The sequence below is a fragment of the Pseudomonas sp. 50_B genome (genome assembly GCF_017491625.1).
Lineage (GTDB): Bacteria > Pseudomonadota > Gammaproteobacteria > Pseudomonadales > Pseudomonadaceae > Aquipseudomonas > Aquipseudomonas danubii.
Map to the genome: position 1 here is coordinate 1 of NZ_JAFGYX010000014.1, position 24736 is coordinate 24736.

Genomic DNA, 24736 nt, shown 5'->3' on the forward strand with positions numbered 1-24736 from the left:
ACACTGCCTTACCAACTGCTTCTGGCTTCGATGAACTGAAGCGCAACCGCTGCCGAAAACCGCGTAACTCGTTGAATCTCAAGGAGTTTTCCGTTTCGACTGCGCCGGAAGTGGGGCGAATTATAGAGAGATATAATTCGCCGTCAACACCTATTTTCGATTTTATTCAGATTTAAGCGTAATACGTGCAAATGCCTTCTTGCCGGCCTGACACACGTAGGTCGAACCCACCGCACATATAAAGGAACGATCAACAACCTCCCCCCCTACCCGCACACCACCCGAACCTAGAAGATCCCGTGCCACTGCCGCGTTCTTCACAAGCCCAGCCTTATTAAGGACAGCTGCAATCGGCATATCCTCAGCAGCGACCAACTCAACTTCCGGCAGATCCTCCGGCAGCTCGCCATCCTTCATACGGTTGCCCGCGCCACGATGGGCATTTGCGGCCGCCTCGTCACCATGGAAGCGCGCAACGATCTCCTCTGCCAGCTTGATCTTGATATCACGCGGGTTGGCGCCCGCTTCAACATCAGCCTTGAATGCATTGATCTCATCCATCGAGCGAAAGCTAAGCAGCTCGAAGTAACGCCACATCAGCGCATCAGGAATAGAGACCAGCTTGCCATACATAACCCCTGGAGCTTCCTGAATGCCTACATAGTTACCCAAGGACTTGGACATCTTCTTAACGCCATCCAACCCCTCAAGCAGAGGCATAGTCAAAATGCACTGAGCCTCTTGACCATAACCACGCTGCAGCTCACGACCCATCAACAGATTGAACTTCTGATCGGTACCACCCAACTCGACATCAGCGCGCAGAGCGACCGAGTCATAGCCCTGCACCAGCGGATACAAGAACTCGTGAATGGCAATCGGCTGATTGGTCGAATAGCGCTTGTCGAAGTCATCCCGCTCAAGCATGCGCGCAACGGTGTACTGGGAAGTCAGACGAATGAAGTCCGCCGGCCCCATCTTGTCCATCCAAGTAGAGTTGAATGCGACTTCAGTCTTAGCAGGATCAAGAATCTTGAAAACCTGACTCTTGTAGGTCTCTGCATTATCAAGAACCTGCTCGCGAGTCAGCGGCGGACGAGTAGCGCTTTTGCCACTCGGATCACCGATCATCCCGGTGAAGTCGCCAATCAGGAAGATTACCTGGTGACCAAGATCCTGGAACTGACGCAGCTTATTAATAAGCACGGTGTGGCCGAGATGCAGATCCGGAGCCGTCGGATCGAAGCCAGCCTTAATACGCAGCGGCTCGCCGCGCTTGAGCTTCTCGATCAACTCGGACTCGACCAACAACTCTTCCGCACCACGTTTGATCAGCGCTAGCTGCTCTTCAACCGACTTCATAACAGACCCGCAAGGCTCAGATTCAAAAGGGAACCAACCATACAAGATCACGGACTAATTACAAGTTTTGCCCGGCGTACGGGGGCATTCACGCAGCAGAGCGTCCGCGAGCTTGCGTCACAGATGATTTGGTTATATTTTATACAGTTATTTCATCTTCATCATGTCATTCATCTTTTCCATTTCATCTTTTCAAAGTCAAATTACCTATGACCACCGAACCGTCTAAAGCGCCACCGCTTTATCCGAAGAGCCACCTGCTCGCCGCAAGTGGCATCGCAGCCCTTCTAAGCCTGGCACTACTGGTATTCCCTTCCAGTGATGTAGAAGCCAAAAAAACGACACTAAGCCTTGACCTGGAAAGTCCGGTCGAGCAACTGACACAAGATCAAGACGCCGCCTCCGTCGAACAAGCCACAAGCGAAAGCGTCGCCTCTCCTTTCGCACAGATCGACAACGCCGCCGAAGCCACACCGGAGACTGCTGAAGCTGCACCAACAACCGCTGTCACGGAAGAGCAAAAAGCCCCAGGCCATAGAGAAGTGATAGTGGCCAAGGGCGATACCTTGTCCACACTCTTCGAGAAGGTTGGCCTGCCAGCTACATCTGTTCACGAAGTCCTGGCAAGCGACAAGCAAGCAAAGCAGTTTTCCCAGCTAAAACACGGCCAAAAGCTTGAGTTCGAACTGACTCAAGACGGCCAACTGAGCAACCTGCACACTAAAGTCAGTGATCTGGAAACCGTCACTCTGACCAAGGGCCCCAAAGGCTTTACCTTCAACCGAGTGATCACTAAACCAGTAGTCCGCTCGGCTTATGTACATGGCGTCATCAATAGTTCGCTTTCACAGTCCGCGGCACGTGCCGGCCTGTCTCATAGCCTGACCATGGATATGGCCAACATTTTCGGCTACGACATCGACTTCGCGCAGGATATTCGCCAGGGTGACGAGTTTGACGTCATCTACGAACAGAAAGTAGCCAACGGCAAAGTGGTCGGTACCGGCAATATCCTTTCTGCACGCTTCACCAATCGCGGCAAGACCTACACCGCCGTGCGCTACACCAACAAACAGGGTTCCAGCAGCTATTACACCGCCGACGGCAATAGCATGCGCAAAGCGTTCATCCGTACGCCAGTGGACTTTGCCCGTATCAGCTCGCGCTTCTCCATGGGTCGTAAACACCCGATTCTGAACAAGATCCGCGCTCACAAGGGCGTCGACTACGCCGCCCCACGAGGCACGCCGATCAAGGCTGCCGGTGACGGAAAGGTTCTGCTGGCGGGCCGCCGCGGTGGTTACGGCAACACCGTGATCATTCAGCACGGCAACACCTACAGGACCCTGTATGGCCACATGCAAGGCTTTGCCAAGGGCGTCAAGACCGGCGGCTCCGTGAAACAGGGTCAGGTCATTGGGTATATCGGCACCACAGGCCTGTCTACCGGCCCTCACTTGCACTACGAGTTCCAGGTCAACGGCGTCCACGTAGACCCTCTGGGCCAGAAACTGCCGATGGCTGACCCTATTGCCAAGGCCGAGCGAGCTCGCTTCCTCCAACAGAGCCAGCCTCTTATGGCTCGGATGGACCAGGAAAAGGCCACCATGCTGGCCTCGAGCAAGCGCTGAGCCATGGCGCTCTACATAGGAGTAATGTCCGGAACCAGCCTCGACGGCCTGGACATTGCCCTGATCGAGCAAAGCCCGGCGATCAGATTGATCGCTACCCACTACATCCCCATGCCAGAGACCCTGCGCGCCGAACTCCTGAGTTTGTGCGCCAGCGGCCCTGACGAGATCGCCCGTTCCGCCATGGCCCAGCAACACTGGGTCAAGCTGGCTGCCCAGGGCATCCAAAGCCTTCTGCAGCAACAACAACTCCAGCCTCAAGACATTCGCGCCATAGGCAGTCACGGGCAGACCGTGCGCCATGAGCCAAGCCGCGGTTTTACCGTGCAGATCGGCAACCCAGCATTGCTCACAGAACTCACCGGTATCACCGTTATCAGCGACTTCCGCAGTCGCGACGTGGCTGCCGGCGGCCAAGGCGCCCCTCTGGTCCCCGCCTTCCACGAAGCCCTGTTCGAGCAGCGCTCCGGAAAGCGCGCCGTTCTGAACGTCGGTGGCTTCAGCAACCTGAGCCTGATCGAAACCGCCAAACCGGTCGCCGGCTTTGATTGCGGCCCCGGCAACGTGCTGCTCGATGCATGGATACAGACTCAACGGGCTGAAACCTTCGACCGCAACGGCCAATGGGCGGCCAGCGGCCAGCTTGACCAGGCCCTTCTGAAGACCCTGCTCAGCGATCCCTTCTTCGCCACTCAAGGCCCCAAGAGCACGGGGCGCGAGGTATTCAACCTCCAGTGGCTGAATCAGCATCTGGCCCAGCATCCCGCCATCCCCGCAGAAAATGTACAGGCCACCCTGCTGGAACTGACGGCACTGACCATCGTCGACTCGCTGCAGGCCGCACAAGTCGGCACCCAGGAGCTTTTGGTTTGTGGCGGCGGAGCCCATAACGGCACATTGATGCGGCGCCTCAGCACGCTACTGCCCGGGACACAGGTCAACAGTACCGCCATTTATGGCGTGGACCCCGACTGGGTAGAAGCCATGGCCTTCGCCTGGCTGGCCCATTGCTGCCTGGAAGGCATCGCCGCCAACCGGCCCAGCGTCACAGGCGCCCGCGGCCTGCGTGTACTGGGCGCTATCTACCCGGCTTGAACGCCAGATAGCAAAACGCCGCAGAGTCGTTAGACACTGCGGCGTTTTGCTATCCGGTTTTTGCCGACTGATCAGATCGAGAACGAGGACCCGCAACCACAAGTAGTGGTGGCATTGGGGTTCTTGATCACGAACCGCGAACCTTCCAGACCTTCCTGGTAGTCCACTTCAGCACCGGCCAGGTATTGGAAACTCATCGGGTCGACCACCAGGCTTACGCCTTCGCGCTCGACGATGGTGTCGTCCTCGGCCACTTCCTCATCGAAAGTGAAACCGTACTGGAACCCCGAACAACCGCCGCCCGTAACGAATACGCGCAGCTTCAAGCGATCATTACCCTCTTCGTCGACCAGGGTCTTCACCTTGTGCGCTGCACCTTGAGTGAATTGCAAAGCCGTGGGGGTGAAGGATTCAACGCTCATGCTGACTATCTCCCGGCGTTAAGCCGCCATACTGCGTAATGACGCGCATTATCCGCTTCTCCCAGAAAAGCGGTCAACTATTGTTACGGTATATCAATAGTCATCCAGTTGCCCGCAGAACGCAGAAAGGCCCGTCAAACGGGCCTTTCTGTTCACCTCTAAACCGACCTTAAGGCAGCATGCCAGCGTGGGACAGCCCCAGGCGCTCGTCCAAGCCGAACAGAATGTTGAGGTTTTGCACCGCCTGGCCGGAAGCCCCCTTGACCAGATTGTCGATGACCGACAGCACCACCACCAGATCACCATCCTGTGGCCGGTGCACGGCAATCCGACATACGTTGGCACCACGCACACTGCGAGTCTCAGGATGACTGCCCGCCGGCATCACATCAACGAAAGGCTCGTTGGCATAACGCTTCTCAAACAGCGCTTGCAGATCAACCGAGCGGTCCACCACGGTCGCGTAGAGCGTCGAGTGAATGCCGCGAATCATTGGCGTCAGATGCGGCACAAAGGTCAGGCCGACGTCCTTGCCTGCCGCCCGACGCAGACCCTGGCGTATTTCCGGCAAGTGACGATGCCCTTTGACCGCATAGGCCTTCATGCTCTCGGAGGTTTCCGAGTACAGCGAACCAACGCTGGCACCACGGCCTGCTCCACTGACACCGGACTTGCAATCAGCGATCAACTGCGTGGTGTCGGCAAGACCGGCCTCCAGCAATGGCAGGAAGCCCAGCTGGGTGGCCGTTGGATAGCACCCGGGAACGGCAATCAGACGAGCCGTCTTTATTTGCTCGCGGTTGACTTCCGGTAGTCCGTAGACCGCCTCATCCAGCAGCTCAGGTGCGCCGTGGGGCTGGCCGTACCATTTGGCCCACTCATCGGCATCCTGCAGACGGAAGTCCGCCGACAAATCGATGACCTTGGTCCCAGCCGCCAGCAACTCGCCGGCCAGTGCATGGGCTACACCGTGGGGCGTTGCGAAGAACACCACATCACAGGCACCCAGCGTCTTGATATCCGGCACGCTGAAAGCCAGGCCGTCATAGTGACCGCGCAGGTTCGGGTACATGTCGGCTACGGCCAGGCCCGCCTCGGATCGCGAAGTGATGACTTCCACTCGCGCCTGCGGATGCTGTGCCAACAGACGCAGCAGTTCGACACCGGTGTAACCCGTGCCGCCGACAATACCGACCTTGACCATAAACCTGCCCTCAACGAACCCACTGGAAAGCTGCCGATAATAGGGGTGGCGCGCCCCTGCGACAACCGTCAAGGTGACGTGCGGCCGCTCTACCCTCTACTATCTTCGCCACCGTGAACCTGGGAATAACTAAAAATGCTCTATCTATGGCTCAAAGCCTTTCACATCGTCAGTGTGGTCTGCTGGTTTGCCGGCCTTTTCTACCTGCCGCGCCTGTTCGTCTATCACGCTCAAAGCGAAGACAGCATCAGCCGTGAGCGCTTCTGCCTCATGGAGCGCAAGCTGTATCGCTTCATCATGGGGCCGGCAATGATCGCCACGCTGATCTTTGGCATCTGGTTGATCAGCCTCAATCCCAGCGCCTACTTCGGCCAGGGTGGCTGGATGCACGCCAAACTGGCCCTGGTGGTGATCCTGATCGGGTACCACCACATGTGCGGCGCTCAAGTGAAACGTTTTGCCCGTGGCGAAAACACCCGCAGCCATGTCTTTTATCGCTGGTTCAATGAAGTACCGGTCCTGATATTGCTGGCTATTGTAATTTTGGTCGTTGTACGGCCGTTCTAACTCTTACTAGTCGCTTCCACTGGGGGTACTCCAATGTCACTGCCCGCTCTGCTCGAACAACGCCTGCGCCTGCCTCTGGTGGCGGCGCCAATGTTCCTGATCTCCAACCCTGAACTGGTTCTGGCCTGCTGTCGCAATGGCGTGGTAGGCAGCTTCCCTGCCCTCAACCAGCGTGAAAGCAGTGGCTTCAAGGCCTGGCTAGAGGAGATCGAAGCAGGGTTGGCCAAATTGGAGAACCCTGCCCCCTACGCAGTGAACCTGATCGTGCACAACAGCAACCCGCGTCTACAGGCGGATTTACAGATCTGCATCGAACACCAGGTGCCGATCGTCATCACCAGCCTGGGCGCGGTCAAGGAAGTGGTAGACGCCGTACACAGCTATGGCGGGCTGGTATTCCATGACGTGACCACCCGCCGGCATGCGGAGAAAGCTGCAGAGGCCGGAGTCGACGGACTGATCGCTGTAGCGGCAGGGGCGGGCGGACATGCCGGAACCTGGAGCCCGTTCTCCCTTATTGCCGAGATTCGCCAGTTCTTCGACAAGACCCTGTTGCTGGCCGGCTGCCTGAACCGCGGTCACGAGATTCTCGCCGCACAGCTGCTGGGCGCCGACCTGGCCTATCTGGGCACCCGTTTTATCGGCACCACCGAAAGCCATGCACCGGACGCCTATAAGGAGATGCTGCTCAACTCTCGCGCTGCGGATATCGTGCACACTGCCGCCGTCTCCGGGGTCCCTGCCAGCTTCATGCGCCAGAGCCTGGAAAACGCTGGTTTCGACCTGGCAGCCCTGCAAGGTAAAGGCGAAGTCAATTTCGGCTCCAAGCTCAAACCCATCAGCGACGAAGCCAAGGCCTGGAAAACCGTGTGGTCTGCCGGCCAGGGCGTCGGTGAGATCAACGACCTGCCCAGCGTCGATCAACTGATTGCCCGCCTGGACAGCGAATATCAGGCCGCTCAGGAACGCTCGGCGCAACTCATTAAACGCTGGCCACGCTAACCAGTTCTCATTGTTTTTTGGCCAGCCGGGGGGCACTGGCCTTAAACTGTCGGCCTTTTATGTAAGCCTTCTTTTCAAGCGACAGGGATGCCCCCATGAGCGAGACCCGCTACAAGATTGTTTTCGACGGCACATTGCTGCCCGGCGTGGAAAAATCCACCGCCCAACTGAACCTGGCCGAACTGTTCAAAAGCGACGTCGCTGCCGTGGAACGCCTGTTCAGTGGCCAACAGGTGGAACTCAAGCGCGACCTGACTCAGGCCGATGCCCAGCGCTACCTGGAAGCGTTGAAGAACACCGGGATCGATGCCCGCATCGAATCCGAGCCCTCGTTGCAGTTGAACCTCGATGCAGTAACCCCCACGCCCACGGCCGCCAGCATCAGCGCGTCGCCCTATGCGCCCCCGCAAGCGGCGGTGGGCGATGCCCTCCCCCAATACGCCACACTCAATGTCTTCAGTTTCGAAGGCCGCATCGGTCGCCTGCGCTATCTGGCCTGGACCCTGGTCCTGACGGTGGCCATGCTGGCAGTGATCGGTGTGGGTGCCTTCTTCGGCATCCTGTCCGCCGCAATGTTCAACTCCACACTGCTCACTGTCCTTGGAATTACTGGTGGGGCAGTGGTCTTCATCGGCTTCATCGTCGTCAGCATCCAGATCAGCGTGCAGCGCCTGCACGACCTCGGCTGGTCGGGCTGGCTGTGGCTGCTGAACTTCGTCCCTATCGTCGGCAGCGTGTTCCCGCTGGTGCTGATGGTCAGCCCGGGCAGCAACGTGGCCAACCGCTACGGCGCGCCACCTCCACCCAACACCACCGCCGTCAAGGTCCTGTCCTGGATGTGGGTAGTCTTGATCGCCGTCCTGATCGTGGGTGTGGTGGCCGGCGGCCTGAGCTCCCTGGAAGACAGCTACAGCGAAACCAGCTACAGCGAAACCATCGATTCCGGCAGCGCCGATGAAGATGCTGAACCAGCGGACATCGCCGCCCCTGTAGAATCCGAGCAAGAATAAACGCGCCCCAGCCTGCGACCCTTCCTGTCGCAGGCCGCTGGCCGTTGCGATGGAGAAATGCATGACCCGTTACGCTCTGATCACTGGTGCTTCCAGCGGCATAGGCCTGGCCCTTGCCGAAGCACTGGCCCGGCGTGGCCGCAACCTGATTCTCGTGGCCCGCCAGCGTGATCAGCTGGAATGCATCGCCCTGGAGCTGACCCAACGCTTCGGCGTCGAAGTATTGTTCCGGGCCTGCGATCTGGGAGAGCCCCTGCGACTGTCCGGCTTCCTGCTGGAACTGGAGGAAGGCGACCGCCAGATCGATCTGCTGGTCAACTGCGCCGGGATCGGTACCAGCGGCCCTTTCCTGGCCCAGGACTGGATGACCGAACAAGACCTGATCGAGGTCAACATCCTCGCGCTGACCCGCCTTTGCCACGCCTTGGGCAACAGCATGGCCCTGCTGGGTGGAGGACAGATACTCAACGTCGCCTCGGTAGCGGCCTTCTATCCCGGCCCCTGGATGAGTACCTACTACGCCAGCAAGGCCTATGTCCTGCACTTTTCCGAAGGGCTGCGCGAAGAGCTGAAAAAATGCGCGGTCAAGGTCTCGGTGCTGTGCCCCGGCCCCACCCGCACCGCATTCTTCCGCACCGCCCAGATGGACACCCAGAAGCTCAAGGACAGCAAGTTGCTCATGAGCCCCGAAGAAGTCGCGTTGTACGCAGTCCGGGCCCTGGAAAAGAACCGTGCCATCATCATCCCCGGCCGCTTGAACCGCTGGATGGCCTTCAGCAGCCGCCTGGGCTCTCGCTGGCTGACCCGCAAGATCGTCGGTTACTTCAATCGGGCCTATTGCCCACGTTAGATGTTCGGACTGGGCGCACATTGTGAGCCTGAGTACACTCACCCCGGACCAACCCAATGGAGAAACAGCTGTGGATACTCTGTTCACCAAGATCATCAACAGAGAAATACCCGCGAAGATCATCTACGAGGACGACCAGGTTCTGGCCTTCCACGATATTGCTCCGCAAGCACCGGTGCACTTCCTGGTCATACCGAAGAAGCCCATTCGCACCCTCAACGACCTCACCGAGGACGACAAAACCCTGGCCGGACACATCCTGTTCACCGCCCAGCGCCTGGCCAAGGAGCAAGGTTGCGAGGACGGCTTCCGGGTGGTGATGAACTGCAATGAGCTGGGCGGTCAGACCGTCTACCACATTCATATGCACGTACTGGGTCAGCGTCAGATGAACTGGCCTCCGGGCTGATTGCCCTGCTAACACTCATGTGCCGCGCCCTCTCGCCCACTCCCAGGCGAGGGTGCGCTGATCCAGCGCAGTTTTCACCCTGTCGATTGGAGTAAACTGGCCGCCGTGATTCTTCCCGGAGATAAGCATGACTACCCAACGTCACTACTCGCCGATTGACCGTCTGCTGCTGCAAGCCGACATGGCAATGCGTACGCTGCTGCCTTTCAGCGGCCAACCTTATCGCCCGTCACCGGCCATAGTGCAGCCGGAAGCGCAGATGAGTGACGAGGATACCCGGCACGTCGCCGGCCTGATGCGTATCAATCACACCGGGGAAGTCTGCGCCCAGGCGCTCTACCAGGGCCAGGCCCTGACCGCCAAACTGCCCCAGGTACGCCAGGCCATGGAGCATGCCGCCGAAGAGGAAATCGACCACCTGGCCTGGTGCGAACAGCGCATCCGCCAACTGGGCAGCCACCCGAGCGTTCTCAACCCGTTGTTCTACGGCCTGTCATTCGGCATCGGCGCCGCCGCCGGCCTGATCAGCGACAAAGTCAGCCTGGGGTTCGTCGCCGCCACCGAAGACCAGGTCTGCAAGCACCTGAACGAACACCTGGAACAACTACCGGCAGAAGACGAAAAGTCCCGGGCCATCCTGGAGCAGATGCGCATCGACGAAGAGCACCACGCAGAAACCGCTCTCGAAGCGGGCGGCTTCCGCTTCCCGGCACCGGTGAAGTTCGGCATGAGCCTGTTGGCCAAGGTCATGACCAAGAGCACCTATCGGATCTGATCCCGGCCAGTACCGAACACAAAAAAGGGCGCTCTTGAGGCGCCCTTTTCCTTTGCCGACGAACTGCGTCCCGGCTCAACCCAACTCGACGATTTCGTAATCGTGGGTAATGGCCACGCCAGCAGCCCCGAGCATGATCGAAGCCGAGCAATACTTCTCGGCAGACAGTTCGATGGCCCGCTTGACCTGAGCCTCCTTCAGCCCACGCCCCTTGACCACGAAATGCATGTGAATCTTGGTAAAGACCTTCGGGTCCTCGGTTGCACGCTCGGCTTCAAGAAAGGCCTCACAGCTTTCAACCGCCTGGCGCGACTTCTTCAGGATGCTGACCACGTCGAAATTGCTGCAACCACCCACACCGAGCAGGAGCATCTCCATGGGGCGAACACCCAGGTTGCGTCCACCGGCTTCTGGCGGACCGTCCATCACCACAACGTGGCCACTGCCCGACTCACCGAGGAACATGGCTTCGCCAGCCCATTGGATGCGTGCCTTCATCGCCAAGACTCCACTGTAAAAAAAGGGTCGCCAGCTTAGCACAGGGTTTTGCCCGGGCTGCGCTTTGCATGTTCACAGCAGATTACCGATCTTCACCAAGAAAAATCTTAAATCCGTCAAGGATGTGTCTGTTAAGCTGACGCCAAATGACTGGCGCTTAGCCAGCGTTCAACGTCCTCGTTTTACGCCCATAAAAATCACCTCATACCGTGCAGTCTTCTCGGGATACAACCATGGTTGCTATTGCCCCCACCCCCAGGATCAAAAATCTCGACAAGTTGCTGATGCACTGTCAACGCCGCCGGTATCAGGCCAAGAGCAACATCATCTGCGCCGGTGATGTGTCCGACAGCCTGTATTTCATCATCAAGGGCTCGGTGACCATCCTCATCGAGGACGACGATGGCCGGGAGATGATCATCGCCTACCTCAACGCCGGGGATTTCTTCGGTGAACTGGGGCTTTTCGAAGAGGCCGGGCACGAACAGCAGCGCAGCGCCTGGGTACGGGCCAAAGTGGAATGCGAAGTCGCCGAGATCAGCTACATCAAGTTTCGCGAGTTGTCGCAGAACGACCCGGACATTCTCTACGTCCTCAGCGGGCAGATTGCCCAGCGCCTGCGCAATACCACGCGCAAGGTCGGCGACCTGGCGTTCTTCGACGTGACCGGACGGGTTGCCCGCTGCCTGCTGGAGCTGTGCAAGCAACCGGATGCCATGACCCACCCTGACGGCATGCAGATCAAGATCACCCGTCAGGAGATCGGCCGGATAGTCGGCTGCTCCCGAGAAATGGTCGGCCGCGTCCTCAAGGATCTTGAGGAACGCAACCTGGTTCACGTCAAAGGCAAGACCATGGTGGTGTTCGGCACCCGCTAACCCGGCAGAAAGCTCTTGAGCATCTGCCGGTACAGGCTGTCCAGCCGGGCCACGGCATTCTCTGCGGTAAATGCCTCATGCAGGGCGATGTGGCTTTCAGCCCGGCAACGCTGCTCCAGGCCGCAAGCCTGATTGAAGGTATTGACCGCCCCCACCATGGAGTCGCGCTCGTTATCCAACAGCAGGGCACCGTGTACCAGCCCCACCGGGCGCTGTCCGCCTTTGCTCTGACGCCAGCGCTGGGCTGTACCAACCATCTTGCGCCCCTCCAGATTGACGTTGAAACGTCCATCGCAAAAGGCGCCGTCCACCTCCCCCAACGACGGATTGCCTCCCAGCTCACTGAGCAGATCGCAAATCGGCTGGCACAGACGCCGATAGGCCGTTTCGATCCGCCCCTGATCCCCCTCGCTGCGCGGTGGCGCATAAACCAGCGCAATATTCACCGTGGCTGCCGATTGCGGCACCGGCTCACCGCCGGTTTCCCGCAGCAGCACCGGCCAGCCGTTGGCCGCCGACGCCTGGCTGGCCTGCTCGAACCCCGGCAGGCGACTCAAGCGCCGAGGCATCACCAGCGCCCGATCGCTGGGCTGCCAGAACAGCAGCCCAAACTCCTGCTCGCCAGCACACACCAGCGCCAGCAGATCCTGCTCGGCCTGCAGGCCAGCTTCGACAGTCAAGGCAAGGGGTTGGGTCATGACAGTGGGAATCCTTTGCAATAGATACGAAAAAGCCGGCATCGCCGGCTTATTCATTGTTTCAGGTTCAGTCCAGGGTCGAACCGCTGACCGGCACGCCGCGCTCAGGGAAGAACAAGCGTTGCAACTCGCTGCCCGGGCTCTCGGCGCGCATGAATGCCTCGCCCACCAGGAACGAATAGACATCACTGATTTCCATCAGCTCGACATCGGCACGGTTGAGAATGCCGCTCTCGGTAATCACCAGGCGATCGCGAGGAATCCGCGGCAGCAGGTCGAGAGTGGTTTCCAGGTCGACTTCGAAGGTATGCAGATTGCGGTTGTTGATCCCGACCAACGGTGTGTCGAGGGTCTTCAGCGCCCGCTCCAACTCGTCGCCGTCGTGCACTTCCACCAGCACATCCAGACCGACGCCCTTGGCCACCGTGGCCAACTCGGCCATCCGCTGGTCGTCCAGCGCAGCGACAATCAGCAGCACACAGTCGGCACCGAGGGCACGGGCTTCGACGATCTGGTAGGGATCGATCATGAAATCCTTGCGGATCACCGGCAGTTTGCAGGCCGCGCGGGCCTGCTGCAGGTAGGCATCGGCCCCCTGGAAGTAATCGACGTCAGTCAACACCGACAGGCAAGTGGCACCGCCCTTCTCGTAGCTCTTGGCGATCTCTGCCGGCACGAAATTCTCGCGGATCACGCCTTTGCTCGGCGAAGCTTTCTTGATCTCGGCAATCACCGCCGGCTGCTTGAGCTTGACCTGCTCCTGCAGCGCCCTGGCGAAACCCCGCGGCGCATCGGCTGCCCGCGCCAGGCTCTCCAGCTCGGCCAGACTGACGCGAGCGCTGCGCTCGGCAACTTCCTCAACCTTGCGGGCGAGGATTTTTTCCAGAACTGTCGGCACACTCATCCTTCATTCTCCTGCTTGAACACCGCGGTAAAGGCGCCCAGCTCCTCGAGCTTTTCCCGGGCCAAGCCGGTGTGCAAGGCATCGTGCGCCAGGGCCACGCCCTCTCTCAAGCTGCTGGCATGATCCGCGGCATACAGCGCCGCACCGGCATTGAGCACAATCATCTCGGCGGCCTTCTGGCCGTGCTCGGTCTTGCGTCGTCCCAGGGCATCGCGGATCAGCTCAAGGGACGCCGCCGGGCTCTCCACCACCAAGCCAAACAGACTCTGGCTCTTCATGCCCAAGTCCTCGGGCTGTACCCAGTACTCGGTGATCTGGTCATTCTTCAGCTCGGCAACATAGGTCGGCGCCGCCAGGCTGAACTCGTCCAGGCCATCCTGGGAATGCACCACCAGCACATGTTTGCTGCCCAGACGTTGCAAAACCTCGGCCAATGGCCGGCACAAGGCCTGAGTGAATACTCCCACCACCTGATGTTTCACGCCGGCCGGATTCGTAAGCGGGCCAAGCATGTTGAACAGGGTGCGCAGGCCGAGGTCTCGGCGCGGGCCGGCGGCATACTTCATGGCGCCGTGATGAGACTGGGCAAACATGAAGCCGATGCCGACGTTGTCGATGCAGCGCGCGACCTGGATTGGCGTCAGGTTCAGGTAGATCCCGGCCGCCTCCAACAGATCGGCGCTGCCGCTCTTGCCGGATACCGCACGGTTACCATGCTTGGCGACGGTGCAGCCGGCGGCGGCAACAACAAAGGAAGACGCTGTGGAAACGTTGAAAATGTTCGCACCGTCACCACCGGTGCCGACCACATCCACCACACCGTCTAGGGTTTTCAGTTCGACCGTGTCAGCCAGTTCACGCATCACCGATACCGCGCCGACGATCTCGTCGATGCTTTCGCTTTTCATGCGCATGGCCATCATGAAGGCGCCAATCTGCGCATCGGTGCATTGGCCAGTCATGATCTCGCGCATGACATCGCGCATCTCATCGGTGCTCAGGTCCAGATGGCCGACAATACGGCTCAGGGCAGTCTTGATATCCATGAAAAGTCCTTAGCGCGTGCCGCCGCTCTGTTTGAGGAAGTTGGCGAACAGCTCGTGGCCCTGCTCGGTGAGGATAGACTCGGGGTGAAATTGCACCCCTTCGATATTCAGCGTCTTGTGGCGCAGCCCCATGATTTCGTCGACGCAGCCGTCTTCCAACTGGGTCCAAGCCGTGACTTCGAGGCACTCGGGCAGGCTCTCATGCTTGACCACCAGGGAATGGTAACGGGTCACGGTCAGCGGCATGTTCAAACCGTTGAACACCCCCAGGTCACGGTGAAACACCGGGCTGGTCTTGCCGTGCATCACTTGCCGGGCTCGCACCACTTGGCCGCCAAAAGCCTGGCCGATGGACTGGTGGCCCAGGCACACGCCCAGAATCGGCAGCTTGCCGGCGAAATGCTTGATCGCCTCGATGGAGACACCGGCCTCGGTCGGCGTGCAAGGGCCAGGCGAGACCACGATACGCTCGGGCTTGAGGGCTTCGATTTCAGCCACGGTCAGCTCGTCATTGCGTACCACTTTCACTTCGGCACCCAACTCGCCCAGATACTGGACGACGTTGTAGGTGAAGGAGTCGTAGTTATCGATCATCAGCAACATTATGGAAACTCCTCAAACCTTGGATGCGGGGGTTTGTTCTGCCAGCGCCACGGCACGGAACATTGCGCGACGCTTGTTCAGCGTCTCTTCCCACTCCAGGGTCGGCACTGAGTCGGCGACAATCCCGCCACCGGCCTGTACATGCAGCTCACCGCTCTTGATCACCGCCGTGCGAATGGCAATGGCAGTATCCATGTTGCCGTTCCAGGCGAAGTAACCCACAGCGCCGCCGTAGACCCCACGCTTGACCGGCTCCAGCTCGTCGATGATTTCCATGGCGCGAATCTTCGGCGCCCCGGACAACGTCCCCGCCGGCAGGATCGCCCGCAGGGCGTCCATCGCCGTCAGCCCGGCTTTCAGTTGACCGGTGACGTTGGAGACGATGTGCATCACATTGGAATAACGCTCGATCACCATCTTCTCGGTGAGCTTCACCGAGCCAATTTCGGATACGCGACCGGTGTCGTTGCGCCCCAGATCGATCAGCATCAAGTGCTCGGCGATTTCCTTGGCATCCGACAGCAGGTCCTGTTCCAGGGCCAGGTCGGCTTCCTCAGTAGCGCCCCGCGGACGGGTGCCGGCAATCGGCCGCACGGTAATCAGGTTGTCCTCGACCCGCACCAGCACTTCCGGCGAACTGCCCACTACATGAAAGTCGCCGAAGTTGAAGAAGTACATATAGGGCGTCGGGTTGAAGCAGCGCAACGCCCGGTACAGATCGATGGGCGCAGCCTTGAAGTCAATCGACATGCGCTGGGACGGCACCACCTGCATACAGTCACCGGCCAGGATGTACTCCTTGATGGTGTCCACGGCTCGCTCGTAGTCCGCCTGGGTGAAGCTGGAGCGGAATACCGGATCGGCCGCCTGCTGCTTGCTGAAATCCAGCCCGGGACGCGGCGTGATCGGCTGGCGCAGTTGCGCAAGCAACTCCTGCAAGCGCGCTTGCCCGGCCTCGAAGGCGTTGTCCTGGCTGGGGTCGGCCAGCACGATGGCGTGCATCTTGCCCGCCAGGTTGTCGAACACCACCACCGCATCGGAGACCATCAGCAGGATATCCGGCACGCCGATCGGGTCTGGATTCGGGCACTGGCCCAGGCGCGGCTCGACATAACGCACGCAGTCATAACCGAAATACCCCACCAGGCCACCGTTGAAGCGCGGCAGGCCGGCGATGGTCGGCACGTTGTAACGGGCTTTGAATTCCTCGACGAAAGCCAGCGGATCAGCCACTTCATGGCTCTCGATCTCGACACCGTCATGGCTCACGCTGACCTGGTGCCCATGCACGCGCAATACGGTGCGGCACGGCAAGCCGATGATCGAATAGCGCCCCCACTTCTCACCGCCCTGCACCGACTCCAGCAAGTAGGAGTTGGGCTGATCGGCCAGTTTCAGGTAGATCGACAGCGGCGTGTCGAAGTCGGCAAGGGTTTCGCAGGCCAGCGGGATACGGTTGTAACCGGCTGCGGCCAAACGCAGGAATTCTTCGCGAATCATGGGGTGCCTCGTGGCTTGAGGATCTAACAGTCAGGTATGCAAACGTGCCGGCAGGGCCGGCCAGACAAAAATCAGGCGCGCCAACGCCAACGGGCCAAGGCCTTGATGACTTTCATCCAGAGTTTGCGAGTGACCACCACGATGGAATTTCCAGAAGGGGATGGAACAGCGTCGGGCAACGTTATCTCAGCGGCTGGTTCTAAGCAACCGGGGATCAGCGCCCGCAAGTTGTCGATCACCAGCGCCGGCGACTCCTCGGCAATCGGCCGGCCGTGGTTATAGCCGTAGCTCAGCGCCACGCACTTGACCCCCGCCGCCTTGGCCGCCAGCACATCGCTGCGCGAGTCGCCGACGAACAGCGACTGCGACGCCGGTACGCTGGCCATCTTCATCACGAAGAACAGTGCCGCCGGGTCGGGTTTTTTTTGCGGCAGGGTGTCGCCGCCGATGATCCAGCGGAAATACCGGCCGATCTTCATCTGATCCAGCAATGGCGCGACGAAACGCTCGGGCTTGTTGGTGATCAGGGCCATTTCCACGCCCTGCTTGTGCAGCCACTTGAGGGTTTCGCGCACACCGGGATAGACCACAGTCAGCTCGTGGCTGTCCTCGTACGCGCTGTTGAACAACTCAAGAGCGTGCTCCGCCTCGACATCGTCGACACCCTGGGCATCCAGGCTGTTGGCCAGGGCCCGGCGCACCAGCATCGGCGCACCGTTGCCGACCCACTCGCGCACCGCCTCGATACCCGCGGGCTTGCGCCCCAGCTTGAGCAGCATTTGATCCACGGCGGCCGCGAGGTCCGGCACCGAATCGACCAGGGTGCCATCCAGGTCGAACATCACCAGTCGCGGCAAACGCCCCGAGAACAGCTGCTCAAATGCGCTCATGGCCGAGCCAGCGCCAGTTCGGCGCGCATCTTCTCAATGACTTCCTGATAGTTCGGCGCATTGAAGATGGCCGAACCGGCAACAAAGGTGTCAGCGCCTGCGGCGGCGATCTCACGGATGTTGCCGACGTTCACCCCACCGTCGATCTCCAGGCGGATATCGCGACCGGAAGCGTCGATCAGGGCCCGAGCCTCGCGCAGCTTGTCGAGGGTCCCAGGAATGAACTTCTGCCCGCCAAAGCCCGGGTTGACGCTCATCAGCAGGACCATGTCGACCTTGTCCATCACATACTTGAGCACGTCCAGCGGGGTCGCCGGATTGAACACCAGGCCGGCCTTGCAGCCGCCCTCGCGGATCATCTGCAGGGAACGGTCCACATGCAGCGTGGCTTCGGGGTGAAAGGTGATGTAGGTCGCGCCTGCCTCGATGAAGTCACCGATGATGCGATCCACCGGAGTCACCATCAGGTGCGCATCGATCGGCGCGGTGATCCCATACTTGCGCAGTGCAGAACAGACCATCGGGCCGATGGTCAGGTTCGGCACATAGTGGTTGTCCATGACATCGAAGTGGACGATGTCGGCACCAGCGGCCAGGACATTGTCCACTTCCTCACCCAGACGGGCGAAGTCGGCAGAGAGAATCGACGGAGCAATAGCGAAGGGCTGCATGACGCACCTTTTTTGAGCAGAATCACGATGGCGCGCATTGTATACCTCATGCTTTGGAGCGCACACCGTAACCGCGATCTTCAGTAAGCCGCGCGATAGATCTTCTCGATATCGGCAGGACTCAGTTTGCGCGGATTATTGCGCATCAGGCGCTCAATACCCGCGGCCTCCAACGCCATGGCGGGGATGGCCTCCTCCGGCACGCCAAAGCTGCGCAAGCCGCTGGGGATTTCCACCGCAGCGCACAACGCAGTCATTGCCTCCACGGCCCGATCAGCGGCCTCGCTGGCACTCAAATGCGCCGTCTGGACCCCCATGGCTTCGGCGATATCCTGCATACGCTCAACGCAGGCCATCTTGTTCCAGGTCATGACATAGGGCAGCAGCAAGGCATTGCCGACGCCATGGGACACATGAAAACGTCCACCCAGCGGATAGGCCAGGGCATGCACCGCCCCGACCCCGGCATTACCGAAGGCCATGCCGGCCATCAGGCTGGCGGTGGCCATGTCCTCCCTGGCTTGCAGGTTGGCCGGGTTGGCATAAGCCTTGGGCAACGCCTTGACGATCAGTTTGATCGCACCAATGGCCAGGGAGTCGGTGATGGATGAGGCGTTGAGGGACAGGTAGGACTCGACAGCGTGAACCAGGGCATCGACACCACTGGCGGCCGTGACGCTGCGGGGACAGGTCAAGGTCATCTGTGGACTGACCAGGGCCACATCCGGCAGCAGGTAATCACTGACAATGCCTTTCTTCAACAGCGCCGCCTTGTCCGACAGGATGGCCACGTTGGTCACTTCCGAGCCAGTGCCGGCCGTGGTGGGAATGGCGATCAACGGTGGTCCTTTGCGCGGGACCTGATCAACGCCGAACAGATCCTCCAGGGCGCCATGGTAGCCCGCATAAGCCGCGACACTCTTGGCGATATCGATGGCGCTACCGCCCCCAAGGCCGATCAGGCCGTCATGCCCGCCCTCGCGGTAGACCTGCATGCAGTCTTCGACAATGGCGATCTCCGGGTCCGGCTGCACCCGGTCGAAAATCTCATAACTGCGCTCACCCAGGTGTGCCAGGGCCAGTTCCACCGTGCCCGACTTGAGCAACGCAGCATCGGTGACAATCAGCGGGTTATCCACATCCAGTCGGGTCAGCTCGGCGGCCAGCTGTTCGATGGCGGTGCTGCCGGTGAGCAGTTTGTGGGCGATCTTGAAAGAGGAAATACTCATGTGCGCAGCCTCTTATATAAAGGTAGGAGCCGGCACAAGCGTAGTCGCGGATTGTCGATTGTCGCCTATTCAGCAGACGAATTCCCTTCTCTCCCTGACCGGTGCCGCGCCTGGCAACACCCGTCAGGAAGGCCAAGGACCTCACACCTGGGCGGTGCGCAACTTCTCACTGCGCCCACGCAGCCATTCCAGAGTCAGCAGCAGAATCACCGAGAAGGCGATCAGCAGCGTGGCGGCGGCGGCGATGGTCGGGCTGAGGTTTTCGCGGATACCGCTGAACATCTGCCGTGGCAACGTCGCTTGCTCGGGGCCGGCCAGGAACAGGGTCACCACCACTTCGTCGAACGAGGTGGCGAAGGCGAACAGCGCACCACTGATGACCCCAGGCGCGATCAGGGGCAAGGTCACCCGGCGAAAGGTGGTCAATGGTGAGGCGCCGAGGCTGGCTGCAGCCCGCACCAGGTTGTGGTTGAAGCCTTGCAGGGTCGCCGACACGGTGATGATCACGAAGGGCACCCCCAGCACCGCATGCACGACGATCAGCGAGAAGAAACTGTTGCCCATGCCCAGCGGGGCAAAGAACAGATAGCTGGCAACGCCGATGATCACCACCGGCACCACCATCGGCGAAATCACCAGGGCCATCACCAGCGCCTTGCCGGGGAAGTCGCCACGGGTCAGGCCGATCGCCGCCAGGGTGCCGAAGACCATCGCCAGCAAGGTGGCGGCCGGGGCGACAATGATGCTGTTCTTCAGGGCTCGCATCCATTCGGCGGAAGCGAAGAAGTCCTGGTACCAGTGCAGCGAGAAGCCCTGCAGCGGATACACCAGAAAGCTCCCGGAGTTGAACGACAGCGGGATGATCACCAGCACCGGCAATACCAGGAACAACAGGATCAAGCCGCAGAGAATCCGCAAGCTGTAGAACCAGACCCGTTCAACGGGCGACATGTAGGGGCTCAGCATTTCGATTCTCTCCTTAGCTCAGGCGCAGGCGACTGGCGCCCACCAGCCAGCTGTAAATCAGATAGAGCACGATGGTCGCCAGCAACAACAGGCCGCCCAGGGCCGTAGCCATGCCCCAGTTGATACTGGTGTTGGTGTAGAAGGCGACGAAGTAGCTGACCATCTGGTCGTTCGGGCTGCCCAGCAGCGCCGGAGTGATGTAGTAGCCGATGGCCAGGATGAACACCAGCAGACAGCCGGCGCCGACCCCGGCGTAGGTCTGCGGCAAATACACCCGCCAGAAGCTGGCGAATGGATGGCAGCCCAGGGAAATCGCTGCACGCATGTAAGTGGGCGAGATGCCCTTCATCACGCTGTAGATCGGCAGGATCATGAACGGCAGCAGGATATGCACCATGGAGATGTAGACCCCGGTGCGGTTGAACACCAACTCCAGCGGCTTATCGATCACCCCCATGGCCAGCAGCGCACTGTTGATCAAGCCGCCGGACTGCAGCAGCACGATCCACGCCGCTACCCGCACCAGGATCGACGTCCAGAACGGCAGCAGCACCAGGATCATCAGCAGATTGCTTTTGCGCGCCGGCAGGTTGGCCAGCAGGTAAGCCAGGGGATAGGCCAGCGCCAGGCAGATCGCGGTGATCACCAGGCCCATCCAGAAGGTCCGGGCAAAGATGTCCAGGTAGATGGACTGATCCGGGGTGGCCGGGGCCAGTTCCCCCAGGTCATCGATGCGATGGTCCACCGCCGCCAGCAGATAATAGGGCGTCAGGCTGCTGGTGTTGCGCCGGATCGCCTGCCAGTAGGCCGGGTCGCCCCAACGCTCGTCCAGACTCTCCATGGCTTCTTTATAGGATTCGGGCTCGGCCTTGAACGGCAAGGCACGGGCGGTCTTGGTCAACAGGCTGCGATAGCCGGCCAACTCCATGTTCAGGCGCTTGGACAGATCGCCCAAGGTTTGATTCTTGCGGGCTTCGAACAGGTCTTCGCTCAAGGCCTTGTAGGCCGCTTCGGCGGGCAGGCCACGACCATCCCAGGCACTCACGGCCGCGACAGTGCGCGGCATGCCCCCGACCACTTCCGGGTTGCCGACGCTCTTGTACAGCAGCGCCACAATCGGTACCAGGAACACCAGCAGCAGAAACAGCACCAGAGGCGCGATCAAGGCCTGTGCCTTCCAGCGGTTGACCCGCTCGGCACGGGCCAGCCGCTGCTTCAAGGTCGGGCCGGTGACCGCGTTCAAGGGAACGGTGATGGTCATGACAAACTCCGCGAATCGAACTTTCGAATACAAACCACCGGGGTAGGAGCGGGCTTGCCCGCGAACAAGGCGCATCAGGCGACATCGGTGGTGGTGCCGATCACGCCCTCGCGAGCAAGCTCGCTCCTACAACAGCGGGGTGGTTACTTGGCTGCCCAGGCGTTGAAGCGCTGCTCCAGTTGCTCACCGTTGTCAGCCCAGAAGCTGACGTCGATCTGCACCTGGTTGGCGATGTTTTCCGGGGTAGTGGGCATGTCCTTGAGAATGTCCTTGGCCAGCAGCGGCACGGCCTGGATGTTGGCTGGGCCGTAAGCAATGTTTTCCGAATAGGTTTTCTGCTGCTGCGGCTGTACCGAGTAGGCGATGAACTTCTTCGCGGCTTCAGCGCGATCCTTGTCCAGGCCTTTGGGAATGGCCCAGGCATCGAAGTCGTAGATGCCGCCGTTCCACACCACTTTCAGGTTGCTTTCCTTTTGCACCGCGGCGATCCGGCCGTTGTAGGCCGAGCTCATGACCACGTCGCCGGAAGCCAGGTACTGCGGCGGCTGGGCGCCGGCTTCCCACCACTGAATGTAGGGCTTGAGCTCATCGAGTTTCTTGAAGGCGCGATCCTGGCCGTCCTTGCCAGCCAGGACTTTATAGACATCCTTGGGCGCGACGCCGTCGGCCATCAGGGCGAACTCCAGGGTGTACTTGGCGCCCTTGCGCAGACCGCGCTTGCCCGGGAACTGCTTGGTGTCCCAGAAGTCGGCCCAACTGGCGGGGGCTGCTTTCAGCTTGTCGGCGTTGTAGGCCAGCACCGTGGACCAGACGAAGAAGCCCACGCCGCAAGGCTGGATGGCACCCTTGACGTAGTCTTCGCTCTTGCCGAACAGGGCCGGGTCCAGTTGCTCGAACATGTCCTCGTCGCAACCGCGGGACAGTTCAGGAGACTCGACCTCTACCAGGTCCCAGGACACGCTCTTGGTATCGACCATGGCCTTGATCTTGGCCATCTCGCCGTTGTACTCGCCAGCAACGATCTTGCCATGGCCTGCGGCTTCCCAAGGCGCGTAGAAGGCTTTGACCTGAGCCGCCTTGTTCGCCCCACCAAAGGACACCACGGTCAGGTCGGGACCCGCCGCCATGGCGTGTGCCGCACCCAGCATGCCCAGTGCCACAGCGATAGCGCTGAGGGGGGCGGTGAATTTCAGGGATCTCAACATTATTGTGTTCTCCACGTGCAGGTTGGTGTTGCAGGGGGGCGATCAATTCGCCTCTAGAAGCGGGTCAAGCGCGCGAACGTGCTCGACTTGCCAGCCAAGCGGCACCACGTCGCCCACCGCCAGCGCAGGATCGAGCTCGGCAATCGGTTGTTTCACGAAGAAGTCGCTCTTGCCGCAGACTTCCAGGCGCACCCGGACGTGGTCGCCCAGATAGATGAATTCCGCCACCCTCCCGGAGAAGCGGTTGACGCAGCGTTCGCTGGAGCCGTTAAGGCTCACGCGCTCCGGACGGATGGAAAGGGTCACCGGGCCACCGACCTGGCCGACGTTCACCGCCAGCGCCTCGACTTTTTCGCCACGCCCCAGCTCCACCACGCAACGCTCGCCGGTATGGCTGTGGAGCCGACCGTTGAGACGGTTGTTCTCGCCAATGAAGTTGGCGACGAAGGTGTTCTTGGGCTCTTCGTAAAGAGTGCGCGGCGGGGCAATCTGCTGGATTTCGCCCTGATGGAACACCGCCACCCGATCGGACATGGTCAGGGCCTCGCCCTGATCGTGAGTCACGTAGACCACGGTCACACCCAAGCGCTGGTGCAGATGCTTGATTTCCATCTGCATGTGTTCACGCAGTTGCTTGTCCAGAGCACCGAGGGGTTCGTCCATCAGCACCAACTGCGGCTCGAACACCAGGGCACGGGCCAGGGCCACACGCTGCTGCTGGCCACCGGACAATTGCGCCGGATAACGCTGGGCGAAGGCATCGAGCTGAACCATGCTCAGCACCCGTTTGACCCGTTCACTGATGTCGGTCTTGCTGAGGCCGCGCACCGACAGCGGAAAGCCCAGGTTCTCGGCCACGGTCATGTGCGGAAACAAGGCGTAGTTCTGGAACACCATGCCGATGTCGCGCTTGTGCGGCGGTACATTGTTGATGGAGCGCCCGGCCAGCTGGATCTCGCCGGCGGTTGGGGTCTCGAAACCGGCCAGCATCATCAGGCTGGTGGTCTTGCCGGACCCGGACGGCCCCAGCAGGGTGAGGAACTCGCCTTTGCGAATATCCAGGTTGAGGTCTTTGACGATCAGGTTTTCACCGTCGTAGCTTTTCTGCACACCACGAAAGCTGACCAGAACATCGTTGGCCCCAGCGCTTGAATCAACCTCGCTCATACCCACACCTTTTGTTTTAGACGGCTGTGGAACAAGCCTAGTGGAGGCCGCAGGCCGCGCAAATCGGGGCGCAGGAGAGATTCGCCTCAGCCGCCTGGAAGGTTGCGTGTAGGGATTGCCCTACAAGGATGGCGGGATTGGATAAGGGCAGAGGCCAGCGGCAAGCTACAAGCAGCAAGAAACGGCAGAAGGCCGAAAGCGGGGATGTCGTAAATGAATAAGTGCCCTCCCCGGGAGGTGGAGAGAGCACTGCAGATGACGTCAGAGCAGCTTGTGCTCCATGGCGTATTTCACCAGTTCCGCCAGGGAGGTGATATTGAGCTTCTGCATCAGCCGCGCCTTGTGGGTGCTGATGGTCTTGCTGCTCAGGGCCAGTTGCTGAGCAATGTCATTGACGTTGGCACCCTGGGCCAGGCGTTCGAAGACCGAGAACTCGCGCTCGGAAAGCAGCGAATGCAAGGGCCGGGCATCGGTCAGGCCGACCTCGAAGACCATACGGTCCGCCAGGTCCGGGTCGATGTAACGCCCACCGGACGCCACCTTGCGGATTGCCGTCAGCAACAGTGAAGGATCGCTGTCCTTGGTGGCGTAGCCGGCAGCGCCGATCTTCAGCGCACGCGCCGCCATCTGCGCCTCGTCATGCATCGACAGCACCAGGATCGCCGGGGGATTGTTCAGGGCCCGAATCCGTGGAATGGCTTCCAGGCCGTTTACCCCGGGCATGGAGATATCCAGCAGCACCACTTCACAGGGCACCTGGCGCAGGGTTTCCAACAGCTGTTCACCGTTGCTCGCCTCGCCCACCACCAGCAGGTCCTTGGCCAGGCCGATCAGCTGCTTGATGCCTTCGCGGACAATGGTGTGGTCTTCGGCTACCAGTACACGGATCACGC

General features: G+C 60.3%; 26 protein-coding genes. 9 read left to right on the forward strand and 17 right to left on the reverse strand.

Annotated features, from left to right (window positions below; genetic code table 11):
- Positions 1–162: 162 nt before the first annotated feature.
- Positions 163–1362, reverse strand: coding sequence for a tyrosine--tRNA ligase (gene tyrS, locus J5M73_RS19790; protein ID WP_102861892.1), 1200 nt, complete (start codon positions 1360–1362; stop codon positions 163–165).
- A gap of 209 nt (positions 1363–1571) precedes the next feature.
- Between tyrS and J5M73_RS19795 the strand changes: the two genes are divergently transcribed.
- Both J5M73_RS19795 and J5M73_RS19800 read left to right on the forward strand, forming a co-directional pair.
- The gene (locus J5M73_RS19795) at positions 1572–2993 is read left to right on the forward strand and encodes a peptidoglycan DD-metalloendopeptidase family protein (protein ID WP_102861893.1); all 1422 of its coding nucleotides are present in this window, start codon (positions 1572–1574) and stop codon (positions 2991–2993) included.
- A gap of 3 nt (positions 2994–2996) precedes the next feature.
- Positions 2997–4088, forward strand: a complete 1092-nt coding sequence (locus tag J5M73_RS19800; RefSeq protein ID WP_102861894.1) for an anhydro-N-acetylmuramic acid kinase — start codon at positions 2997–2999, stop codon at positions 4086–4088.
- Between the two features lie 71 nt (positions 4089–4159).
- Here the strand turns inward: J5M73_RS19800 and erpA are convergent, their stop codons facing one another.
- Positions 4160–4510: an iron-sulfur cluster insertion protein ErpA gene (gene erpA / locus J5M73_RS19805; protein ID WP_011063789.1), complete on the reverse strand. Its 351-nt coding sequence runs from the start codon at positions 4508–4510 to the stop codon at positions 4160–4162.
- Positions 4511–4679: 169 nt separating this feature from the next.
- Positions 4680–5714, reverse strand: coding sequence for an N-acetyl-gamma-glutamyl-phosphate reductase (gene argC, locus J5M73_RS19810; RefSeq protein ID WP_102861895.1), 1035 nt, complete (start codon positions 5712–5714; stop codon positions 4680–4682).
- A 135-nt stretch (positions 5715–5849) separates the two neighbouring features.
- On the opposite strand from argC, the gene hemJ reads away from it, so the two are divergent.
- From hemJ to coq7, 6 genes are all read left to right on the forward strand, one after another.
- The gene (hemJ, locus tag J5M73_RS19815; RefSeq protein ID WP_102861896.1) at positions 5850–6281 is read left to right on the forward strand and encodes a protoporphyrinogen oxidase HemJ; all 432 of its coding nucleotides are present in this window, start codon (positions 5850–5852) and stop codon (positions 6279–6281) included.
- Positions 6282–6314: 33 nt separating this feature from the next.
- Positions 6315–7283: a nitronate monooxygenase family protein gene (locus J5M73_RS19820; RefSeq protein ID WP_102861897.1), complete on the forward strand. Its 969-nt coding sequence runs from the start codon at positions 6315–6317 to the stop codon at positions 7281–7283.
- A 95-nt stretch (positions 7284–7378) separates the two neighbouring features.
- Positions 7379–8293, forward strand: coding sequence for a DUF805 domain-containing protein (locus J5M73_RS19825; protein WP_102861898.1), 915 nt, complete (start codon positions 7379–7381; stop codon positions 8291–8293).
- Between the two features lie 61 nt (positions 8294–8354).
- Positions 8355–9143 carry an SDR family oxidoreductase gene (locus J5M73_RS19830; RefSeq protein WP_115581054.1) on the forward strand — a complete coding sequence of 263 codons (789 nt, stop codon included), beginning with the start codon at positions 8355–8357 and terminating at the stop codon, positions 9141–9143.
- A 70-nt stretch (positions 9144–9213) separates the two neighbouring features.
- On the forward strand, positions 9214–9552 hold the full coding sequence (locus tag J5M73_RS19835) for a histidine triad nucleotide-binding protein (protein ID WP_011063795.1): 339 nt from the start codon (positions 9214–9216) through the stop codon (positions 9550–9552).
- Positions 9553–9679: 127 nt separating this feature from the next.
- Positions 9680–10327, forward strand: coding sequence for a 2-polyprenyl-3-methyl-6-methoxy-1,4-benzoquinone monooxygenase (gene coq7, locus J5M73_RS19840; RefSeq protein WP_011063796.1), 648 nt, complete (start codon positions 9680–9682; stop codon positions 10325–10327).
- A gap of 75 nt (positions 10328–10402) precedes the next feature.
- On the opposite strand, the gene J5M73_RS19845 is transcribed toward coq7, so the two are convergent.
- Positions 10403–10825 carry an OsmC family protein gene (locus J5M73_RS19845; protein WP_020295492.1) on the reverse strand — a complete coding sequence of 141 codons (423 nt, stop codon included), beginning with the start codon at positions 10823–10825 and terminating at the stop codon, positions 10403–10405.
- 233 nt (positions 10826–11058) lie between these two features.
- On the opposite strand from J5M73_RS19845, the gene crp reads away from it, so the two are divergent.
- On the forward strand, positions 11059–11703 hold the full coding sequence (crp, locus tag J5M73_RS19850; RefSeq protein ID WP_102861900.1) for a cAMP-activated global transcriptional regulator CRP: 645 nt from the start codon (positions 11059–11061) through the stop codon (positions 11701–11703).
- On the opposite strand, the gene J5M73_RS19855 is transcribed toward crp, so the two are convergent.
- The 13 genes from J5M73_RS19855 to J5M73_RS19915 all read right to left on the reverse strand — a co-directional run bounded on the left by J5M73_RS19855 (position 11700) and on the right by J5M73_RS19915 (position 24734).
- Entirely contained in the window at positions 11700–12401 is a 702-nt protein-coding gene (locus J5M73_RS19855; RefSeq protein ID WP_180988536.1) for a lipoate--protein ligase family protein, read from the reverse strand. The genes crp and J5M73_RS19855 overlap by 4 nt on opposite strands.
- 67 nt (positions 12402–12468) lie before the next feature.
- A complete protein-coding gene (gene trpC, locus J5M73_RS19860) occupies positions 12469–13305 on the reverse strand; it encodes an indole-3-glycerol phosphate synthase TrpC (protein ID WP_102861902.1) in 837 nt (278 codons plus the stop codon).
- Positions 13302–14351: an anthranilate phosphoribosyltransferase gene (trpD, locus tag J5M73_RS19865; RefSeq protein ID WP_102861903.1), complete on the reverse strand. Its 1050-nt coding sequence runs from the start codon at positions 14349–14351 to the stop codon at positions 13302–13304. The genes trpC and trpD overlap by 4 nt, the downstream gene beginning before the upstream one ends.
- A gap of 9 nt (positions 14352–14360) precedes the next feature.
- Entirely contained in the window at positions 14361–14954 is a 594-nt protein-coding gene (locus J5M73_RS19870; RefSeq protein WP_102861904.1) for an aminodeoxychorismate/anthranilate synthase component II, read from the reverse strand.
- Between the two features lie 12 nt (positions 14955–14966).
- Entirely contained in the window at positions 14967–16454 is a 1488-nt protein-coding gene (gene trpE, locus J5M73_RS19875) for an anthranilate synthase component I (protein WP_102861905.1), read from the reverse strand.
- Positions 16455–16525: 71 nt separating this feature from the next.
- Positions 16526–17344, reverse strand: coding sequence for a phosphoglycolate phosphatase (locus J5M73_RS19880; RefSeq protein ID WP_102861906.1), 819 nt, complete (start codon positions 17342–17344; stop codon positions 16526–16528).
- Positions 17341–18015, reverse strand: a complete 675-nt coding sequence (gene rpe, locus J5M73_RS19885) for a ribulose-phosphate 3-epimerase (protein WP_102861907.1) — start codon at positions 18013–18015, stop codon at positions 17341–17343. The genes J5M73_RS19880 and rpe overlap by 4 nt, the downstream gene beginning before the upstream one ends.
- Before the next feature lie 80 nt (positions 18016–18095).
- Positions 18096–19244 (reverse strand): iron-containing alcohol dehydrogenase, encoded by a 1149-nt coding sequence (locus tag J5M73_RS19890; RefSeq protein ID WP_102861908.1) that lies wholly within the window; start codon positions 19242–19244, stop codon positions 18096–18098.
- Positions 19245–19385: 141 nt separating this feature from the next.
- Positions 19386–20210 (reverse strand): ABC transporter permease, encoded by an 825-nt coding sequence (locus J5M73_RS19895; protein ID WP_102861909.1) that lies wholly within the window; start codon positions 20208–20210, stop codon positions 19386–19388.
- Between the two features lie 13 nt (positions 20211–20223).
- Entirely contained in the window at positions 20224–21471 is a 1248-nt protein-coding gene (locus J5M73_RS19900) for an ABC transporter permease (RefSeq protein ID WP_102861910.1), read from the reverse strand.
- Between the two features lie 143 nt (positions 21472–21614).
- Complete coding sequence (locus J5M73_RS19905; protein ID WP_102861911.1) at positions 21615–22676, reverse strand: ABC transporter substrate-binding protein; 1062 nt, start codon at positions 22674–22676, stop codon at positions 21615–21617.
- Positions 22677–22718: 42 nt separating this feature from the next.
- Positions 22719–23843, reverse strand: a complete 1125-nt coding sequence (locus J5M73_RS19910; protein ID WP_102861912.1) for an ABC transporter ATP-binding protein — start codon at positions 23841–23843, stop codon at positions 22719–22721.
- 261 nt (positions 23844–24104) lie between these two features.
- Positions 24105–24734 carry a response regulator transcription factor gene (locus J5M73_RS19915; protein ID WP_102861913.1) on the reverse strand — a complete coding sequence of 210 codons (630 nt, stop codon included), beginning with the start codon at positions 24732–24734 and terminating at the stop codon, positions 24105–24107.
- Positions 24735–24736: the final 2 nt, after the last annotated feature.

Bases quoted from the DNA above. Each gene is read 5' to 3' on its own strand.
- tyrS (WP_102861892.1), bottom strand. From the start codon at position 1,362: ATGAAGTCGGTTGAAGAGCAGCTAGCGCTGATCAAACGTGGTGCGGAA.
- J5M73_RS19795 (WP_102861893.1), top strand. From the start codon at position 1,572: ATGACCACCGAACCGTCTAAAGCGCCACCGCTTTATCCGAAGAGCCAC.
- J5M73_RS19800 (WP_102861894.1), top strand. From the start codon at position 2,997: ATGGCGCTCTACATAGGAGTAATGTCCGGAACCAGCCTCGACGGCCTG.
- erpA (WP_011063789.1), bottom strand. From the start codon at position 4,510: ATGAGCGTTGAATCCTTCACCCCCACGGCTTTGCAATTCACTCAAGGT.
- argC (WP_102861895.1), bottom strand. From the start codon at position 5,714: ATGGTCAAGGTCGGTATTGTCGGCGGCACGGGTTACACCGGTGTCGAA.
- hemJ (WP_102861896.1), top strand. From the start codon at position 5,850: ATGCTCTATCTATGGCTCAAAGCCTTTCACATCGTCAGTGTGGTCTGC.
- J5M73_RS19820 (WP_102861897.1), top strand. From the start codon at position 6,315: ATGTCACTGCCCGCTCTGCTCGAACAACGCCTGCGCCTGCCTCTGGTG.
- J5M73_RS19825 (WP_102861898.1), top strand. From the start codon at position 7,379: ATGAGCGAGACCCGCTACAAGATTGTTTTCGACGGCACATTGCTGCCC.
- J5M73_RS19830 (WP_115581054.1), top strand. From the start codon at position 8,355: ATGACCCGTTACGCTCTGATCACTGGTGCTTCCAGCGGCATAGGCCTG.
- coq7 (WP_011063796.1), top strand. From the start codon at position 9,680: ATGACTACCCAACGTCACTACTCGCCGATTGACCGTCTGCTGCTGCAA.
- J5M73_RS19845 (WP_020295492.1), bottom strand. From the start codon at position 10,825: ATGAAGGCACGCATCCAATGGGCTGGCGAAGCCATGTTCCTCGGTGAG.
- crp (WP_102861900.1), top strand. From the start codon at position 11,059: ATGGTTGCTATTGCCCCCACCCCCAGGATCAAAAATCTCGACAAGTTG.
- J5M73_RS19855 (WP_180988536.1), bottom strand. From the start codon at position 12,401: ATGACCCAACCCCTTGCCTTGACTGTCGAAGCTGGCCTGCAGGCCGAG.
- trpC (WP_102861902.1), bottom strand. From the start codon at position 13,305: ATGAGTGTGCCGACAGTTCTGGAAAAAATCCTCGCCCGCAAGGTTGAG.
- trpD (WP_102861903.1), bottom strand. From the start codon at position 14,351: ATGGATATCAAGACTGCCCTGAGCCGTATTGTCGGCCATCTGGACCTG.
- J5M73_RS19870 (WP_102861904.1), bottom strand. From the start codon at position 14,954: ATGTTGCTGATGATCGATAACTACGACTCCTTCACCTACAACGTCGTC.
- trpE (WP_102861905.1), bottom strand. From the start codon at position 16,454: ATGATTCGCGAAGAATTCCTGCGTTTGGCCGCAGCCGGTTACAACCGT.
- J5M73_RS19880 (WP_102861906.1), bottom strand. From the start codon at position 17,344: ATGAGCGCATTTGAGCAGCTGTTCTCGGGGCGTTTGCCGCGACTGGTG.
- rpe (WP_102861907.1), bottom strand. From the start codon at position 18,015: ATGCAGCCCTTCGCTATTGCTCCGTCGATTCTCTCTGCCGACTTCGCC.
- J5M73_RS19890 (WP_102861908.1), bottom strand. From the start codon at position 19,244: ATGAGTATTTCCTCTTTCAAGATCGCCCACAAACTGCTCACCGGCAGC.
- J5M73_RS19895 (WP_102861909.1), bottom strand. From the start codon at position 20,210: ATGCTGAGCCCCTACATGTCGCCCGTTGAACGGGTCTGGTTCTACAGC.
- J5M73_RS19900 (WP_102861910.1), bottom strand. From the start codon at position 21,471: ATGACCATCACCGTTCCCTTGAACGCGGTCACCGGCCCGACCTTGAAG.
- J5M73_RS19905 (WP_102861911.1), bottom strand. From the start codon at position 22,676: ATGTTGAGATCCCTGAAATTCACCGCCCCCCTCAGCGCTATCGCTGTG.
- J5M73_RS19910 (WP_102861912.1), bottom strand. From the start codon at position 23,843: ATGAGCGAGGTTGATTCAAGCGCTGGGGCCAACGATGTTCTGGTCAGC.